Below are 16,073 nucleotides of genomic sequence, written 5' to 3'. Positions count from 1 at the left end.
CTGTTCAGTACAGCTCAGGTTTCTTAGCCTGCGTTAGCATCGCTTCATGACCGCGAACGTCGAACACCTGCGAACTCTCGCGGCAGTCGTCGACGGCGGAACGTTCGAGGTCGCGGCCGCCTCCCTCCACATCACGCCGTCCGCTGTCAGCCAGCGGATCAAGGCGCTGGAGCAGCAGAGCGGTCGCGTCCTCGTCCGCCGCAGCAGGCCCGTGGAGCCGACCGAAGCGGGCACCGTCCTCCTGCGGCTGGCGCGGCAGCTGACCCTGTTGGAGGCGGAGGCGACGGCCGCCCTCGCCGACGACGCGTCCGCGGCGAGCACGCCCGTCCCGCTCGTCGTGAACGCCGATTCGCTCGCGACGTGGGTCCTGCCGGCCCTCGCACGACTCGATGGCATCGCCTTCGAGCTCGTCGTGGACGACCAGGAGCACACCCTCGACCGCCTCCGCGACGGGACGGCGATGGCCGCGATCGGCTCCGACCCGGAACCTGTCCAGGGCTGCGTCGCGCATCCACTCGGCTCCATGGTCTACCGCGCGACCGCCAGTCCTGCCTTCGTCGCCCGGTGGTGCCCGGAGGGATGGACGCCGCACGCGGCCGCCGCCGCTCCGATGCTGGTCTTCGACCGCAAGGATGCGCTGCAGGACCGCTACCTGGACGCCTTCGCACCGGGCGCGCGCCCCCCGCGCCACTTCATCCCCGCCTCCACGCAGTTCGTCGACGCGGCCGTCCTGGGACTGGGATGGGGGATGCTGCCCGACCTCCAGGCCGACGCCCTCGTCGCGGAAGGTCGCCTCGTCGTGCTCGACGACGCCCGCGTCGCGGAGGTGCCGCTGTACTGGCACCAGTGGTCGCTGCGGTCGACCGCGCTCGCCACCGTCGCGGCAGCGATCGCCGAGCAAGCGGCCCGGACGCTGCGCCCGCCGGCCGGGCGGATGCCGGGCGCTGCCGCAGGCCGGAGGCCGGGCGTTCCCGCGGACGGGACACCGGGCGCCGCCGCAGGCCGCCCTACAGCGTCGCCAGCACCAGGTCGAGCGCGTCCACGAAGCGGTCAGCGCTCTCCCGAGTGATGCCGAGCGGCGGCTTGATCTTCAGCACGTTCCGGTAGTCGCCGGTGGGCAGGACGATGCAGCCCTCCGCCAGCATCCGGTCGCACACCAGTGCGGTCTTCGCCGTGGCGGGTTCGAGCGTCTCGCGGTCGAGCACCAACTCCATCCCGAGGTAGAGACCCATGCCGTGGACCGCACCGACGAGTGGATGCCGTTCGCCCAGTTCGCGCAGGCGGGCCGCGAGGTGGTCGCCCACGACGGCGGCGTTCTGTTGGAGTCCCTCGTCGCGCATGACGTCGAGCACGGTCAGGCCGACGACCGCCGACACCGGGCTGCCGCCCGCGGAGGAGAAGAAGTTGCCCTCGGCGGCGAACGACTCGGCGATCTCCCGTCGGGTGATGACGGCGCCGAGCGGATGGCCGTTGCCCATGGCCTTGGCGATGGTGATGACGTCCGGAACGACTCCCTGTTGCTCCGAGCCCCAGAAATAGTGGCCGAGCCGTCCGTAGCCGACCTGGACTTCGTCGGCGATGCAGACGCCGCCGCGGGCACGGATCCTCTCGTAGACGCCGGCCAGGTACCCGTCGGGGAGCATGAGGCCGCCCGCGTTGCCGAACACGGGTTCGGCGATGTAACCGGCGACGTCGGTGCCGGACGCGTCCAGCGCGGCGAGGTCGGCATCCAGATCGGCGAGGTAGGCGGCGGCCGAGTCCGGACCGCGATGCGCGCCGCGCAGGGAGTTGGGTGCGGCGACGAGCTTCACCCAGTCCGGGCGGGTCTCGAGAGCGCGCGGGTTGTCGCCGAGCGACGACGAGACCGCGTCCGCCGCCGTGGTCCAGCCGTGATAGGCCTCGGTCACGGCGAGGATCGTCTGCCGTCCGGTGTGGACCTGCGCGAGCCGCAGCGCCAGATCCACGGCCTCGCTGCCGCTGTTCACCAGGAACACCGTGTCCAAGCCGTCCGGGGCGACCTCGACGAGGCGCTCCGTGAAACGCGACAGCTCGTCGTAGTGGAATCGCGAATTCGTATTGAGACGCGCCCACTGGTCGCGGACCGCCTCCACCAGCCGGGGATGCCCGTGACCGATCTGGGTGACGTTGTTCACCATGTCCACGTAGGTCTGGGCGCGGGTATCGACGAGGTGCTGGCGCCAGCCGCGCTCGATGAGCGGTGGATGCGCGAAATAGTGCTCCTGCACGGTGGCGAAGGTCGCGTCCCGGCGCGCGAGGGACGCTTCGGGGTCCGCGGTGGCCGCTGCGAGGTCGACGCCGAAGAGGTCGGACGGATCGGGTGAGATGGCCGCCCAGACGGCGAAGGGGAGGGTCGGGGTGACGAACGCGGGCGGGCGGTGGCCCGGGAGGGTGCTCAGCTGAGCGGTCAGGCGGGTGGCCGTGCCGATGCGTTCGCCGCGGGCGACGGTGGTGGTCGCCGGGGCGGCGGCGCTGGTGTGCGGCCGGTCCAGTCCGTCCAGCCAGAGGTCGATCCCCTCGCCGGCCAGCAGCCACGCGGCGCCGGTCCAGGAGAGGTCGCCGGCGAACGGAGCGGTCACCTCAACGCCGGACGGCGCGTCGAGGGTGACCCCGAGCGCCACCGAGGCGGAGGCCCGGTCGCGGTCGATGCGGGCGCGCGTCAGGCGGGCCTCCCCGTGTCGGGTGAGGGCGTGTCCCTGCTCGCGCGAGGTGCGGGCGAGCACCTCATCTTCGGCGTCAGGGTGCAACCAGGCTCCGCCGTCGAGCTCGCGGGCGAGGACGGACAGATCGGTGAGGTGGGATGGCGTGCTGGCGATCGAGACGAGCCGGCCGAACGCGGGCCGGGCGGAGGCGCGCCCCTCGCTGCCGGGGCCCCGGAGTCGCGCCCGGATGGCCGTCTCCAGTTCGTCCGCATCCAGTCGCCGGGCGACGTCGAAGGCGACCCACTCGTGGGCTCGGTTCTCGTCCGCGTAGGCATTGTCCGCCTCGAGGGCGACCTGCTGCTCGCCGCTGACCACGAGTACCGCTCCGCGCAGGACGACGAGCGGCCAGAGGGCGGAGATGTCGGCGGCGTCCAGCGGGGTTTCGGCGTGGAACGCCTCCACGACCTCCAGCACGGCGAGGGGTTCGTCGGGGAGGTGGTGCAGCGCACTCGCGACGGTGGCCGCCAGCTCGGCGACGAGCCAGCCGTCGGAGACATCGCCGAAGTCGATGACTCCCGGGCCGTCCTCGCCCAGCACGATGTTGTCGTCGGTGACGTCGCCGTGGACCGCCTGCACGCGCAGACGCTCGCGCAGCGGCTCGAGGCGCGCGAGTGCCGCATCCGTCGCCTCACGGACGACGCGGCGTTTCGCCGGCTGCGCGACGTGCTCGAGGAGGAGGTCCACTACCTCTCCGCTGATGCGCGCATCCCACTGGGTGGTGCGGTCGAGGCCCGGATGCCGGAGCTCGGAGAGGCCACCGGCAACCCGGCCGGACAGCGTCCCCAGAGTCCGCAGCTGCTCGCGGGACGGGCGTTCGACGCCGGTGAGGGGTTCGCCGTCGAGGTAGCGGAGGACTCGTGCGAGGAGCGCCACCCCGCTCACGTCGACGCTGACGAGCTCGTGGCCCTGGAGCGAGCGGACGACCTCGGGGATGCGCACGCCCGACCCGGCCAGCGCTGCGAGCGCCGCATTCTGCGCGCGCAGCTCGTCGGCGGAGAACACGGGATTCGCGAGCTTGAGCACATAACGGCCGGCGCCGGTGTCGATGAGGAAGTTGCGGTCCTGCTGGCTGCCGAGCTCGGTGATGCGGCCGTCGAGGCCGAAATGCGTCGTTGCGATGGCGGCAGCGTGCTTCGGCTCCACCGCTGGGCGCGGGAGCGCAGGCTGGGTGAGGAAGTCGGAATTCGGCAACGGGTCTCCAAGACTCGCCAGAGGCGGATCGGTTCGGATCTGCGGTCAGTCTATTGAGCGGTGTCGGACGCGGTGTCGACCCCGACTGGAATCTGTGGACAGGCTGCCGATTGTGGATAACGTCCGGGATCGGCACGGTTCCCGCCCAGCGAACGTTCGGCGGCTCCACGTACGGTGGAGCCCGTGAAACCTCGGAGGACCGCACTTATCGCTTTTGTCATCGATGCGGCCCTCGTGACGGTTTTCGTGCTCATCGGACGGCGCAGTCATGGCGAGGCGGACAATGTCGGCGGCATCGTGGGCACGCTCTGGCCGTTCCTGGTCGCACTCGTCGTCGGCTGGCTCGTGACCTGGGCCTGGCGGCGGCCGCTGGCGATCGTGTGGGCTGGTGTCCCGGTCTGGTTGATGACGGTGGCGCTCGGGATGTTGCTCCGAACCTCCGCGGGACAGGGCGTCCAGCCGACCTTCATCGCCGTCGCGGCGGTCGTGCTCGGCGTGTTCCTCGTGGGCTGGCGGCTTGTCGGGCTGCCGATCGCGCGGCGGAGGCGGAGGCGGAGCGCGGCGGATGCGCGCCTCGCGGTCGACGCGATCGGCGCCGTCGGCGCCGTCGACGAGGTCGCTCGCTAGCCGGGGCCGTCGACGAGGTCGCTCGCTGGCCGGGGCCGTCGACGAAGTCGCTCGCTAGCCAGGGCCGCTGACGAGGTCGCTCGCTAGCCGGGGCCACGGGGCGTCACCGCACCAGGTGCAGCTCGTGGCTGGTGTTGTTGAGCCGGTGTCCTCCATCCTCCGCAGCGACCACGATGTCCTCAATACGCACGCCGAAACGGCCCGGCAGGTAGATCCCCGGCTCGATCGAGAAGCACATGCCGGCCTCGATCGGATGCTCCTCGCCCTCCACCAGGTACGGCGGCTCGTGCGTCGTCACGCCGATCCCATGCCCGACGCGGTGGATGAAGTACTCGCCGTAACCGGCGTCCGCGATCACGCGGCGCGCGACCCGGTCGATCTCCTGACACGGGACGCCCACGGCGACCGCATCGAACGCCTCCTGCTGGGCCCGTTTCACCACGTCGTAGACCTCGTGCCCCTCATCCGTCGGCTCACCGACGTGCACGGTGCGGGTTGTGTCCGAACCGTATCCATCGAGGAGGCCGCCGAAGTCGAGCACGACCATGTCGCCCTCCCGGATGGTGCGGCCATCCGGCGAGTGATGCGGGTTCGCACCGTTCGGGCCGGCGGCCACGATGGTGAAGTCGACCTGGGTATGGCCGTGCTCACGCAGCAGCCGGTCGAGCTCTGCCGCGAGCTCGAGCTCGGTCCGCCCGGCGAAGGTAAGAGAGAGCACGTCCTCGAACGTCGCGTCGGCGCCCGCTCCCGCCGCTGCGAGACGGTCGATCTCGTCGGTGGTCTTCACGGCTCGCAGCATCGGAAGGATGCGCGAGAGTGACCCGAACTGCGCGGACGGAAGCTTCTCCTGCAGACCGAGGAGATGCATCGCCCAGGTGGCGTCGGAGATGCCGTAGCGGCCGTCCGGGCGCAGCAGCGCCGCGGTCGGGACGTATTCGTCCTCGCCGTCCCGCCAGTCGACCAGCTTGATGGCGTCAGCGGCGCGCGTTCCGGCCGCGTCGCCGTGCTCGAGCGCCGGAACGAGCATGGTCGGCTCACCGTCCGCCGGGATCACGAGCAGCGTGATGCGTTCCGTCGTCGCCGCCGGAAGGTAGTCGGCGAAGTACCCGAGATCGGGCCCCGGCGCGATGACGAGGCCGTCGAGGCCCGCCGCGCGCGCATGCTGCGCTCCGCGCTCCAGCCGCTCGGCGAAGTGACGGGTCGTGATCTCTTGCATGTCGGCTCCTGCCTGCGTATCGGCTCCTGCTTGCGCGTGGGTTCCTGGGTGCGCGTGGGTTCCTGCTAGCGCTTGGGTTCCTGCTTGAGCGTGGGTTCCTGGTTGCGCGTCACCGGCCTTGGCGTGCCTTCGGTGCGCTTCGCGTGCCCCGGGTGTGTCGTTCGCGTGCGCTACTCCTCGATCGGCCCCAGCCAGGCGTTGGCCACGGTGTTGTGTGCCGACTCGGCGTCCGACGGATGGAAGATCCCGGCCAGCACATCCCGGTACAGCCGGCCGAGCTCGCTGCCGGCGAAGAAGGTCGAGCCGCCGGACACGCGGATGGCCTGGTCGACCACGCGCCGCGCCGTCTCCGTGGCTCGGACCTTCAGTCCGACGAGCTTCGGGAACCACATCCCGCCGTGGTCGGCGAGGCTGTCCACATCCCGAGCCAGCGCATCCAGTTGGGGGAGGAGTGCGTCCTGCTCGATCGCCGCCTCCGCCACGCGCCAGCGGATGTCGGGATCGCTCGCATAGGTACGGCCGTCGTTCTTCAGGCTGGTCCGCCGGTGCGCCGCCTCGACGGCGAGTTCCAGCGCTCGCGCACCGATTCCGGTATAGACGGCGGCGAGGAGGATCTCGAAGTTCGCAAAGATGGCGAACACCAGCGGGTCGGCGTTCGGGCCGGGAGCGAGACGGCGGACCACGCGATCGGCGGGAGCCCGTGCTCCGTCGAGGATCGTCGTGTTGCTCTGCGTCGCGCGCATCCCGAGCGTGTCCCAGTCCTCGCGGATCTCGAATCCTCCGCCCGTGCGCTCGATGAAGCCGTAGACGATCTGGGGAGCATCCGGGCTCGTGCTGTCGAGTCCCATCGTGCCCAGGCGCGTCCATGACGGCGAGAGAGAGGTGAAGATCTTGCGGCCATGGAAGCGGTAGGAGCCGTCGGGCTCCGGGCGCGCCTCGGTCGTCGATCCGAACAGGACCAGGTCGTTGCCGGCCTCGCTCAGCCCGAAGCCGAACACCTCGCCGGCGCCCGCCTCGCGCAGCACGAACTCCAGGGAATCGTCGCCGCGATCCCGGAGCGTTTTCGCGATTCCGGTCCAGACCAGGTGCATGTTGACCGCGAGGGCGGTCGCGGGTGCAGCGGCAGCCAGACGCGATTGCAGACGAGCGGTCTGCTGCAGGCTGAGGCCGAGGCCGCCGAACTCGGCCGGGACCAAGGCTTTCAGATAGCCGCCATCGGCGAGTTCCGCGAAGTCTTCGGTGAAGAAGCGGTTGTCGCGGTCGTAGCCCGCGGCACGCTCGTGAATGCGGGAAAGGAGGTTGTCGGGGAGGGGATCGCTTGCCGGGGGGAAGTGCTGGTGCTCTTTCACGTTCCTCACACTAAGGGAGCGGGAGCCGGCCCGGCAGGGATCGCTGAGAACTGTGGAGAACCGGTGTCTGTGGAGGGTTATGTCGTCGTGTACGTCGCCCGGATCCGCTCCCCGGCTTGGCGCTGCGGCGAGCGGCATAGGCTTGGTGACATGGAACAGCGCATCCTCGGTGGAACCGGTCGGGACGTGTCGGTCGTCGGACTCGGCACCTGGCAGCTCGGCGCCGACTGGGGCGACGTCTCCGACGACGACGCGCTCGGCGTGCTGGAAGCGGCGGCGGAATCGGGCGTGACATTCTTCGACACGGCGGACGTGTACGGGGATGGGCGCAGCGAGCAGATCATCGGCCGGTTCGTGAGCGAGCATCCCGAACTGCCGTTGACCGTCGCCACGAAGATGGGTCGGCGCGAAGCGCAGGATCCGGCCAACTTCACGCTGGCGAAGTTCCGCGAGTGGACCGATCGCTCCCGCCGCAATCTCGGCGTCGACCGCCTCGATCTGGTGCAGCTGCACTGCCCGCCGACGCCGGTCTTCTCCAGCGACGCGGTCTACGACGCGCTCGACACGCTCGTCGCGGAGGGCGCCATCGAGAGCTACGGCGTGAGCGTCGAGACTGTGGATGAGGCCCTCGCGGCGATCGCGCACCCCGGCACGGCGACGGTGCAGATCATCCTGAACGCGTTCCGCCTGAAGCCGCTGGACCGGGTCGTCCCGGCCGCCCGCGATGCGGGAGTGGGGATCATTGCGCGCGTGCCGCTGGCGTCCGGCCTCCTCAGCGGCCGCTACTCCGAGCAGACCACGTTCGCGGCGGACGATCACCGCACCTACAACCGCCACGGCGAGGCGTTCGACGTGGGCGAGACGTTCTCGGGCGTCGACTTCGATGAGGGCGTGAAGGCCGCGCGCGAGTTCGCGTCGCTCGTGCCCGAGGGCGCGACGCCGGCACAGGCCGCGATCGCGTGGCTGATCGCCCAGGACGGCGTGACCACCGTCATCCCCGGCGCCCGCTCGGCCGAGCAGGCGCGCGCGAACGCGGCCGCCGCATCCATCCGCCTCCCCGACGGCTTCGACGACGCGGTCCACCGCATCTACGACACGCACTTCCGCGCCACCGTCCACCCCCGCTGGTAGCGTCCCCGGTCGCGGCGCGCGCGCCCGGCGCCTGCGCCTGCGCCCGGCGCCTGCGCCTGCGCCCGGCGCCTGCGCCTGCGCCTGCGCTTCGCCGAGGTGCTCGTTGTTGCACCTCCGCGCGGCGTGTCGGCTGCAACTTCGAGCACTTCGAGCACTTCGGCGTCTCAGGACCCTCCGCCAGCTCCGCCCCTTCGCCGGCTCCACCAGCTCGCCGCTCCGCCAGCTCCGCCGACTCGCGCCTGTGGCGAGGTGCTCGTTGTTGCACCTCCGCGCGGCGTGTCGGCTGCAACTTCGAGCACTTCGAGCACTTCGGCTTCTCCGCCGGCTAGCGGCTCCGCCGGCTCGCGCCTCCGCCGCCTCTTTCGCCTGGCGCCCGGCGCCCGGCGCCCGGCGCCCGGAGCCTCGCCTGCGCCTGCGCTTCGCCGAGGTGCTCGTTGTTGCACCTCCGCGCGGCGTGTCGGGTGCAACGTCGAGCACTTCGGCGGTCAGCGGGTACGGAGGAGGCGGCGGACTCGGGCGACGAGCGCAGCGGGATCATGCAGATCGTCGGCGGTGACCCGCACCATCCGCCAGCCGAGGTCCTCGACGCGCTCCCTGCGAGCGATGTCCCTCCGCCACACGTCGCGATCGACGCGGTGCACATCACCCTCGTACTCCAACGCAAGCTTCGCCACCGGGTATACGAGGTCGGCTCGTGCGACGAAGGCACCGCGGGCGTCCAGGATCCGGTAGTTGGGGGACGGTTCGGGCAGCCCCGCGCGGACCAGCGTCAGGCGCAGGCGCGTTTCACCGGGCGACTCGGAGCCGGTCCTGACGCTTTCGAGAGCCAGGCGGGCGTGGCCGATCCCACGGCGTCCCGCAGATTCCGAGATCGCTCTCCGGAGACGTTCGCGATCGGTGAGGGCATGAGGACCGCCGACAAGGTGATCGCCCACGACCACGAGGTCGTCGTGGCGGAGCATGGTCGCCAGATCCAACCAGGTCTGTTCGGGAGTGGTCACCGGGAGCCCCGCGACCTCGACCGTATGCCAGCGGGCGAGCTTGTGACCGACGAATCCGCGGATGACTGGCGGCCGGCAGCCGGCGGGAACAGTGACATGGATGCTCTCGCTCGACCAGGATGGCAGGGGCAGGCCGTAGATCGCGGCGGCGGTCGAATGGCTGAACGCGAAATCGGTCCGGCGATGGGCGGCGAACGCATGGAGGCGGGCGGCGGCACTGTCGACATCGCGCTCGATCCGCATTCCGCGGAACGGCCTGACCAGCTTGGCCGAGCGCGACCGGCCCATGGAGATGCCGTGCGGGAGGCGTACGGACGAGACGTTCGGACGGTCGAGTTGCTGTTCCATCCGCACAGGGTGCCAGGTTTCGCCGCGACTGGTGCTCGTTATCCACAGCCCCCTTGCCGAAGTGCGCGTTGTTGCAGCCGCCGACGGCGTGTCGGGTGCAACAACGAGCACTTCGGCGAAAAGGGAGGGAGGGAGGGAGCGGGACGCGCGCGGGAGGGAGGGAGCGGGACGCGCGCGGGAGGGAGGGAGCGGGAGGCGCGAGAGAGGGAGGGAGCGGGAGGCGCGAGAGAGGGAGGGAGCGGGACGCGCACGGGAGGGAGGGAGGGGCGGAGCGGGACGCGCGCGGGAGGGAGGGAACGGGACGCGCGCGGAGCGCGCAGGACGCGGGTCAGGAGGGCTGGACGGCCACCGGCTCCGTGTCCGGGATCGGGGACGCGTCGCGGCCGCGCAGGTCGGGGTGGACGCGGTGGGCGAGCGCCGGGACGGCGAAGCCGACGAGCGCGAGGACGCCGGCGACCCAGAAGGCGCCGACGGCGCCCACGTCGTCGATGAGGAAGCCCGCGCCGGCGGATCCGAGCGCCGCGCCGATGAGCTGGCCGGTGCCGACCCAGCCGTAGGCCTCCGCCGTGTCCGAGAACTTGACGCTCGCCGAGACGATGGCGAACAGCACCGCGAGCGCAGGCGCGATGCCGACGCCGGCGATCAGGAGGGTGAGCGAGAGCCCCCACCACGACCAGAGCATGAAGGTCGAGAGCACGACTCCGACGAAGACGAGGAACATGCGGCGCGCCGTCGCCCACGGTCCGATCGGGATGTGCCCGAACGCCAGACCGCCCACCAGGGATCCGAGGGACCAGATGGCCAGGACGATCCCGGCCAGCGGCGATCCCTCGCCGAACGTCGCGACGACGCCCGCCTCGACCGCGGCGCAGGAGCCGATGAGCAGGAAGCCCACCACCGTCGCGAGCAGCACGGGCGGCCGCGCCAGCACCGTCCCGAACCTCCGCTTGCTGCGCGGGATGCGCACCCGCCCGACCTCGGGCGAGGAGATGAACCAGCATCCACCGGCCAGCATGATCGCGACCGACATGAGGATGCCCTCGACCGTGCCGATCTGGGTCGAGACGAACGTGATGGCGACGGGCCCGGCGATCCAGATGATCTCCTGCGCGGAGGCGTCGAGCGAGAACAGGGGAGTGAGCTGCCGCGAGTTCACCATCTTCGGGTAGATGGTGCGCACGGCGGGCTGGATGGGCGGCATGCTGAGGCCGGCGAAGAACGCCACCCCCATGGTCACCGGGATCGGCATCACGAAGATCCCGATCGCAGCGACGGCGAGCGAGCAGAACGCCAGGGTCGTCCACAGCACCACGCGCATCCCGAGCACGCCCATCAGACGGCTCGTCATGGGGCCCGCGATCGCCTGGCCGATGCTCATCGCGCCCAGCACGAGGCCGGCCGCGCCGTAGGAGTGGTGGATGCGCTCGATGTGGAGGAGGAAGGCGAGCGACAGCATCCCGAACGGGAAGCGCGCCGTGAGCTGAGCCGCGATGATGCGGGACACGCCCGGCGTCTTCAGGAGGCTCGAATAGGTGCTCACAACGCTCCACACTATCGGTCCGGACCGGGGCGTCCAGGGGCTGTCCACAGCGTTCCGTCCCCTCTTCGCGGGGTGTGGAAACTGTGCATAAGTTGTCCCCACCTGTGGACGACACGCCCACTAGATGTGGGGGGATGGAAATGTCCGACCCCCGCTATATAGTGGTCGAGCACAGAGAGCCGGAGGGCCGTCCGGACGTTCGACGGCACGGTTCCATGGGGACGCAGCTCCGCTGCACAGGGCCGCTCACGCGGCACATCGAAGAGGGAGAGACAGTGGCAATCACAGTCGTGAAGCGAAACGGCGAGCGCGAGCCGTACGACGCCAACAAGATCAATCTGGCCATCGAGAACGCGGCCCAGGGACTGGACGAGAACATCACCTGGGTCACCCAGATCGCCAGCGAGCTCGAGCTCACGCTGTTCGACGGCATCACGACGCAGCAGTTGGATGAGGCGGTCATCCAGGTCGCCCTCCAGAACGTCAAAGACGACCCCGCGTTCGACACCGTCGCCGCCCGCCTCCTCCTGAAGACGATCTACAAGCGCGTGCTCGGCGACTACGAGAGCCAGGACGCGCTGGTCGAGCTGCACCACGAGCGCTTCCGCCCGTACATCGAGCGCGGCGTCGCCGAGACGCTCCTCGACGGCCGGTTCACCACCGCCTTCGACCTGGACCGCCTGGCCGGCCACCTCGACCCCTCCCGCGACGAGCTGCTCAAGTACATCGGCGTCGTGACCCTCAACAACCGCTACGGCATCAAGGCGCGCAACGGCGACTCGCTCGAAGTGCCGCAGTTCTTCTGGATGCGCATCGCGATGGGCCTCTCCCTCAACGAGGCCGACCCCACGAGCCACGCGATCGCGTTCTACGACAAGATGTCGAAGCTCGAGTACCTGGCCGCCGGATCCACCCTCGTCAACGCCGGGACGGCCTACCCCCAGCTCTCCAACTGCTTCGTCATGGAGATGCAGGACGACATCGAGCACATCGCCAAGAGCGTCCGCGACGTGATGTGGCTGACCAAGGGCACCGGCGGCATCGGCCTCTCCGTCACCAAGCTGCGCGCCCAGGGTTCCCCGATCCGCTCCAACAACACGACCTCGACCGGTCCGATCCCGTTCATGCACACGATCGACTCGGTCCTGCGCGCGGTCAGCCGCGGCGGCAAGAAGTTCGGCGCGCTCTGCTTCTACATGGAGAACTGGCACCTCGACTTCCCCGAGTTCCTCGACCTCCGCCAGAACTCCGGCGACCCGTACCGCCGCACCCGCACCGCGAACACGGCGGTCTGGATCAGCGACGAGTTCATGAAGCGCGTCCAGAACGACGAGGACTGGTACCTCTTCGACCCGCTGGAGGTCGGCGACCTCAACGAGCTGTACGGCAAGGCGTTCTCCGAGCGCTACGCCCACTACGTCGCAGAGGCCGAGGCCGGCAACCTGCGGATGTTCAAGAAGATCAGCGCCCGCGCGCAGTTCAAGGACATCCTGATGAGCCTGCAGACCACCAGCCACCCGTGGCTGACCTGGAAGGACACGATCAACAACCGCGCCCTCAACAACAACACGGGCACCATCCACCTCTCCAACCTGTGCACCGAGATCACGCTGCCGCAGGACCGCGACAACGTCTCGGTCTGCAACCTGGCCTCGATCAACCTGGCGCGTCACCTGGTCGACGGCAAGATGGACTGGGTCCGCATCGAGGAGAGCGCACGCCAGGCGGTCCGCCAGCTGGACAACCTGATCGACATCACGCTCTCGAGCGTGCCGGAGGCGGACTTCTCCAACCAGCAGAACCGCGCCATCGGCCTGGGCGTCATGGGCTTCACCGACCTCGTCGAGAAGCTCGGCCTCAGCTACGAGAGCGAGGAGGCGTACGACCTGATCGACGAGATCATGGAGCACGTCTCGTACGCCGCCATCGATGAGAGCGCCGACCTGGCGCAGGAGCGCGGTGCGTACCCGAACTTCGAGGGATCGCGCTGGTCGAAGGGCCTCGTGCCCTACGACTCGATCGCCCTGACGGAGGCCGACCGCGGCCTGCCGATCACGGTCGACCGCACCATCCGCCTCGACTGGGACCGCCTGCGCGAGAAGGTCAAGGGCGGGATGCGCAACGCGACGCTCATGGCGATCGCGCCCACCGCATCCATCGGTCTCGTCGCGGGCACGACCCCCGGCTTCGACCCGCAGTTCTCGCAGATCTTCAGCCGCTCGACCTCGTCGGGCAAGTTCCTCGAGGTCAACCGCAACCTCGTCGAGACGCTGCAGGAGCGCGGGCTCTGGCAGGACGTGCGCGAGGCGATCCTGCGGTCGCAGGGCGACATCCAGAACATCGCCGAGATCCCGGACGAGGTGAAGGCGACGTTCAAGACGAGCTTCCAGCTCTCGCCGTACGCCTTCATCGAGGTGGCCGCTCGTGCGCAGAAGTGGATCGACCAGTCGATCAGCCGCAACATGTACCTCGAGACGCGCGACCTCGGCGACATGATGGACATCTACTACGCGGCCTGGGAGAAGGGCGTCAAGACGACGTACTACCTCCACATGAAGCCGCGTCACCAGGCCGAGCAGTCGACCGTCAAGGTCAACAAGGCGGAGGAGATCTCCGGCGGTCGCAAGGGCTTCGCGACGGTCGGCGCGGGTGCTCCGGCAACCGCGGGGGCAACGGCGGGAGCAACCGCGGGGGCAACGGCGGGATCGACCGAGTCGGCTCCGTCCCCGGCTCCGGCCGCTCCCGCACGGCGCGGCTTCGGCTTCGGAGGCCTCACCTCCAACAGCACCGCGGGTGGTGAGAACGCGTGAACACCACCAAGATCGAGGACTACTACGTCCCCGTCGACCCGATGGACGACCTGCAGTGCGAGTCCTGCCAGTAGTCCTCACCAACCGCATCCGGCCGTAAGCAACGAGGAGAAGAAACACGATGGCGATTCTGGGAACGGGAATCGAAGAGGGCCTGCTGCTGAAGCCGGTCACGTACCAGTGGGCGATGGACCTGTACGACCAGGCCGTCGCGAACACGTGGTTCCCGAACGAGATCCAGCTGGGCGAGGACATCGCCGACTTCAAGCGGATGACGGACGAGGAACGCCACGCGGTCACCTTCCTGATGAGCTACTTCAACCCGAACGAGCTGCTCGTCAACAAGGCGCTGGCCTTCGGGGTGTACCCCTACATCAACGCGGCCGAGGCGCACCTCTACCTCGCCAAGCAGATGTGGGAGGAGGCGAACCACTGCATGTCGTTCGAGTACGTCCTCGAGACGTTCCCGATCGACCGCGAGCAGGCGTACAACTCGCACGTCGACATCCCGTCGATGGCGCGCAAAGAGGAGTTCGAGGTCCGCTTCATCAAGCGGATGACCGAGCAGGCGCTGGACATCACCACCACCGAGGGCAAGCAGGACTTCATCCGCAATCTGGTGGCGTACAACGTCATCCTCGAGGGGATCTGGTTCTACTCCGGCTTCATGGTCGCGCTGTCGTTCCGCCAGCGGAACCTGCTGCGCAACTTCGGCTCGCTGATCGACTGGGTGGTGCGCGACGAGTCGCTGCACCTCAAGTTCGGCATCAACCTCATCCTGACCGTGCTGGAGGAGAACCCCGACCTGCAGACGCCGGAGTTCGCCGCCGAGATCCGCCAGATGATCCTGGATGCCGTCGAGATGGAGGAGCAGTACAACCGCGACCTGCTGCCGGGCGGCATCCTGGGCCTGAACGCCAACTACATCAACCAGTACGTCAAGTACCTGGCGGACCGCCGTCTGGAGGAGCTGGGCTTCGAGGCCGAGTACAAGGTCTCGAACCCGGCCAAGTGGATGGCGACCGCCAACGACACTCTGGAGCTGGTGAACTTCTTCGAGGCCACCAACACCTCCTACGAGTCGAACGCGAAGGCGTCCAGCGGACGCTGACATGAGCACGGAGAACTCTCCGCTGATCAGCGCCGCCGCGCTGGACGTCGCACTCGGCGCCGAGTCGCTCTGGAGCGCCGCCGGCGGGCGGCGCTCCTCGTGGCGGGTGCTCGACGTGCGGTGGAAGCTGGGCGGTCCGCCCGGTCGTGAGGAGTACGAGCGCGGCCACATCCCGGGTGCCGTCTACGTCGACCTCGAGACCGAGCTCGCCGGACACGGCGCACCGACCGATGGGCGCCACCCGCTGCCGGAGGAGGACGACCTCCAGGCGGCGGCCCGGCGCTGGGGCCTCGACGACGGAGACGGCGTGGTCGTCTACGACGACGCCTTCGGAACCTCCGCCGCACGAGCCTGGTGGCTGCTTCGTCACGCCGGCGTGCGGGACGTCCGGGTGCTCGACGGCGGTCTGGCCGCCTGGCGCGACGCAGGGCTGCGTGTGGAGACGGGGTCGGTGGTGACCCGTCCGGGCAGCATCCGGCTCCGGTTCGGCGCCCTTCCCACGCTCGACGGCGACGGTGCTGCGGCGCTGGCGGCCGGCGACGGGATCCTGCTCGACGCACGGGCAGCGGAGCGGTTCCGCGGCGAGGTGGAGCCGATCGATCCCCGGCCCGGGCACATCCCGGGGGCGGTCAGCGCGCCGACGACGGACAACCTCGACGGGAGCGGCCGGATGCTGCCGCCCGCGGCTCTCGCCGCGCGATTCCGAGCGCTCGGAGTCGACGACGGGACGCGCGTCGGGGTGTACTGCGGCTCGGGGGTGACCGCAGCCCACGAGGCGCTTGCGCTGGTCAGCGCCGGTTTCGGGATGCCGTCCCTGTATCCGGGCTCCTACTCGGCGTGGTCGAACGATCCCGCACGGCCCGTGGCGACCGGGGACTGACCGCTCCGCGACACGCGACGCCGGCGACTCGGCCCGCCGATGAGCGCGGTGGAGGGCCCGGACACACGGTTTCCGCCGCCGGAAGACGGAAACGTGCCGGAAATGCGCGTGTTATCCGCTGTTCTCCGCGCGAATTAGTGTTGAGAAGC

The 16,073-nt window shown here is 69.7% G+C and carries 11 protein-coding genes; 6 read left to right on the top strand and 5 right to left on the bottom strand.

What is annotated here, in order from left to right:
- Positions 1-46 precede the first annotated feature (46 nt).
- Positions 47-1,069 carry a LysR family transcriptional regulator ArgP gene (locus BM287_RS11090; RefSeq protein WP_090039447.1) on the top strand — a complete coding sequence of 341 codons (1,023 nt, stop codon included), beginning with the start codon at positions 47-49 and terminating at the stop codon, positions 1,067-1,069.
- On the opposite strand, the gene BM287_RS11085 is transcribed toward BM287_RS11090, so the two are convergent.
- Positions 1,008-3,911, bottom strand: coding sequence for an aminotransferase (locus tag BM287_RS11085; protein WP_090039445.1), 2,904 nt, complete (start codon positions 3,909-3,911; stop codon positions 1,008-1,010). The two genes, BM287_RS11090 and BM287_RS11085, sit on opposite strands and share 62 nt — an antisense overlap.
- A gap of 183 nt (positions 3,912-4,094) precedes the next feature.
- On the opposite strand from BM287_RS11085, the gene BM287_RS11080 reads away from it, so the two are divergent.
- Entirely contained in the window at positions 4,095-4,538 is a 444-nt protein-coding gene (locus tag BM287_RS11080; protein WP_170857520.1) for a DUF3054 domain-containing protein, read from the top strand.
- Between the two features lie 103 nt (positions 4,539-4,641).
- On the opposite strand, the gene BM287_RS11075 is transcribed toward BM287_RS11080, so the two are convergent.
- Both BM287_RS11075 and BM287_RS11070 read right to left on the bottom strand, forming a co-directional pair.
- Positions 4,642-5,754 (bottom strand): aminopeptidase P family protein, encoded by a 1,113-nt coding sequence (locus BM287_RS11075; RefSeq protein ID WP_090039440.1) that lies wholly within the window; start codon positions 5,752-5,754, stop codon positions 4,642-4,644.
- Between the two features lie 170 nt (positions 5,755-5,924).
- A complete protein-coding gene (locus tag BM287_RS11070) occupies positions 5,925-7,103 on the bottom strand; it encodes an acyl-CoA dehydrogenase family protein (RefSeq protein WP_090039438.1) in 1,179 nt (392 codons plus the stop codon).
- Between the two features lie 150 nt (positions 7,104-7,253).
- Here BM287_RS11070 and BM287_RS11065 point away from each other — a divergent pair, with 150 nt between their 5' ends.
- Positions 7,254-8,234, top strand: a complete 981-nt coding sequence (locus tag BM287_RS11065; protein WP_090039435.1) for an aldo/keto reductase — start codon at positions 7,254-7,256, stop codon at positions 8,232-8,234.
- A 485-nt stretch (positions 8,235-8,719) separates the two neighbouring features.
- On the opposite strand, the gene BM287_RS11060 is transcribed toward BM287_RS11065, so the two are convergent.
- Together BM287_RS11060 and BM287_RS11055 are read right to left on the bottom strand one after the other, a co-directional pair.
- Positions 8,720-9,583 (bottom strand): hypothetical protein, encoded by an 864-nt coding sequence (locus BM287_RS11060; RefSeq protein WP_090039432.1) that lies wholly within the window; start codon positions 9,581-9,583, stop codon positions 8,720-8,722.
- A gap of 328 nt (positions 9,584-9,911) precedes the next feature.
- Entirely contained in the window at positions 9,912-11,123 is a 1,212-nt protein-coding gene (locus tag BM287_RS11055; protein ID WP_090039430.1) for an MFS transporter, read from the bottom strand.
- Positions 11,124-11,398: 275 nt separating this feature from the next.
- Here BM287_RS11055 and BM287_RS11050 point away from each other — a divergent pair, with 275 nt between their 5' ends.
- The 3 genes from BM287_RS11050 (at position 11,399) to BM287_RS11040 (ending at position 15,924) form a co-directional block, all read left to right on the top strand.
- Positions 11,399-13,933, top strand: coding sequence for a ribonucleoside-diphosphate reductase subunit alpha (locus BM287_RS11050; RefSeq protein WP_170857519.1), 2,535 nt, complete (start codon positions 11,399-11,401; stop codon positions 13,931-13,933).
- Positions 13,934-14,054: 121 nt separating this feature from the next.
- Positions 14,055-15,044, top strand: a complete 990-nt coding sequence (locus tag BM287_RS11045; RefSeq protein ID WP_090039427.1) for a ribonucleotide-diphosphate reductase subunit beta — start codon at positions 14,055-14,057, stop codon at positions 15,042-15,044.
- 1 nt (position 15,045) lies between these two features.
- Entirely contained in the window at positions 15,046-15,924 is an 879-nt protein-coding gene (locus BM287_RS11040; RefSeq protein WP_090039425.1) for a sulfurtransferase, read from the top strand.
- The last annotated feature ends 149 nt before the right edge of the window (positions 15,925-16,073 follow it).

The organism is Leifsonia sp. CL147 (assembly GCF_900114565.1).
Taxonomy (GTDB): domain Bacteria; phylum Actinomycetota; class Actinomycetes; order Actinomycetales; family Microbacteriaceae; genus Leifsonia.
The sequence above is the reverse complement of the archived record's forward strand: the minus strand, read 5'-3'. Positions and strand labels throughout refer to the sequence as shown.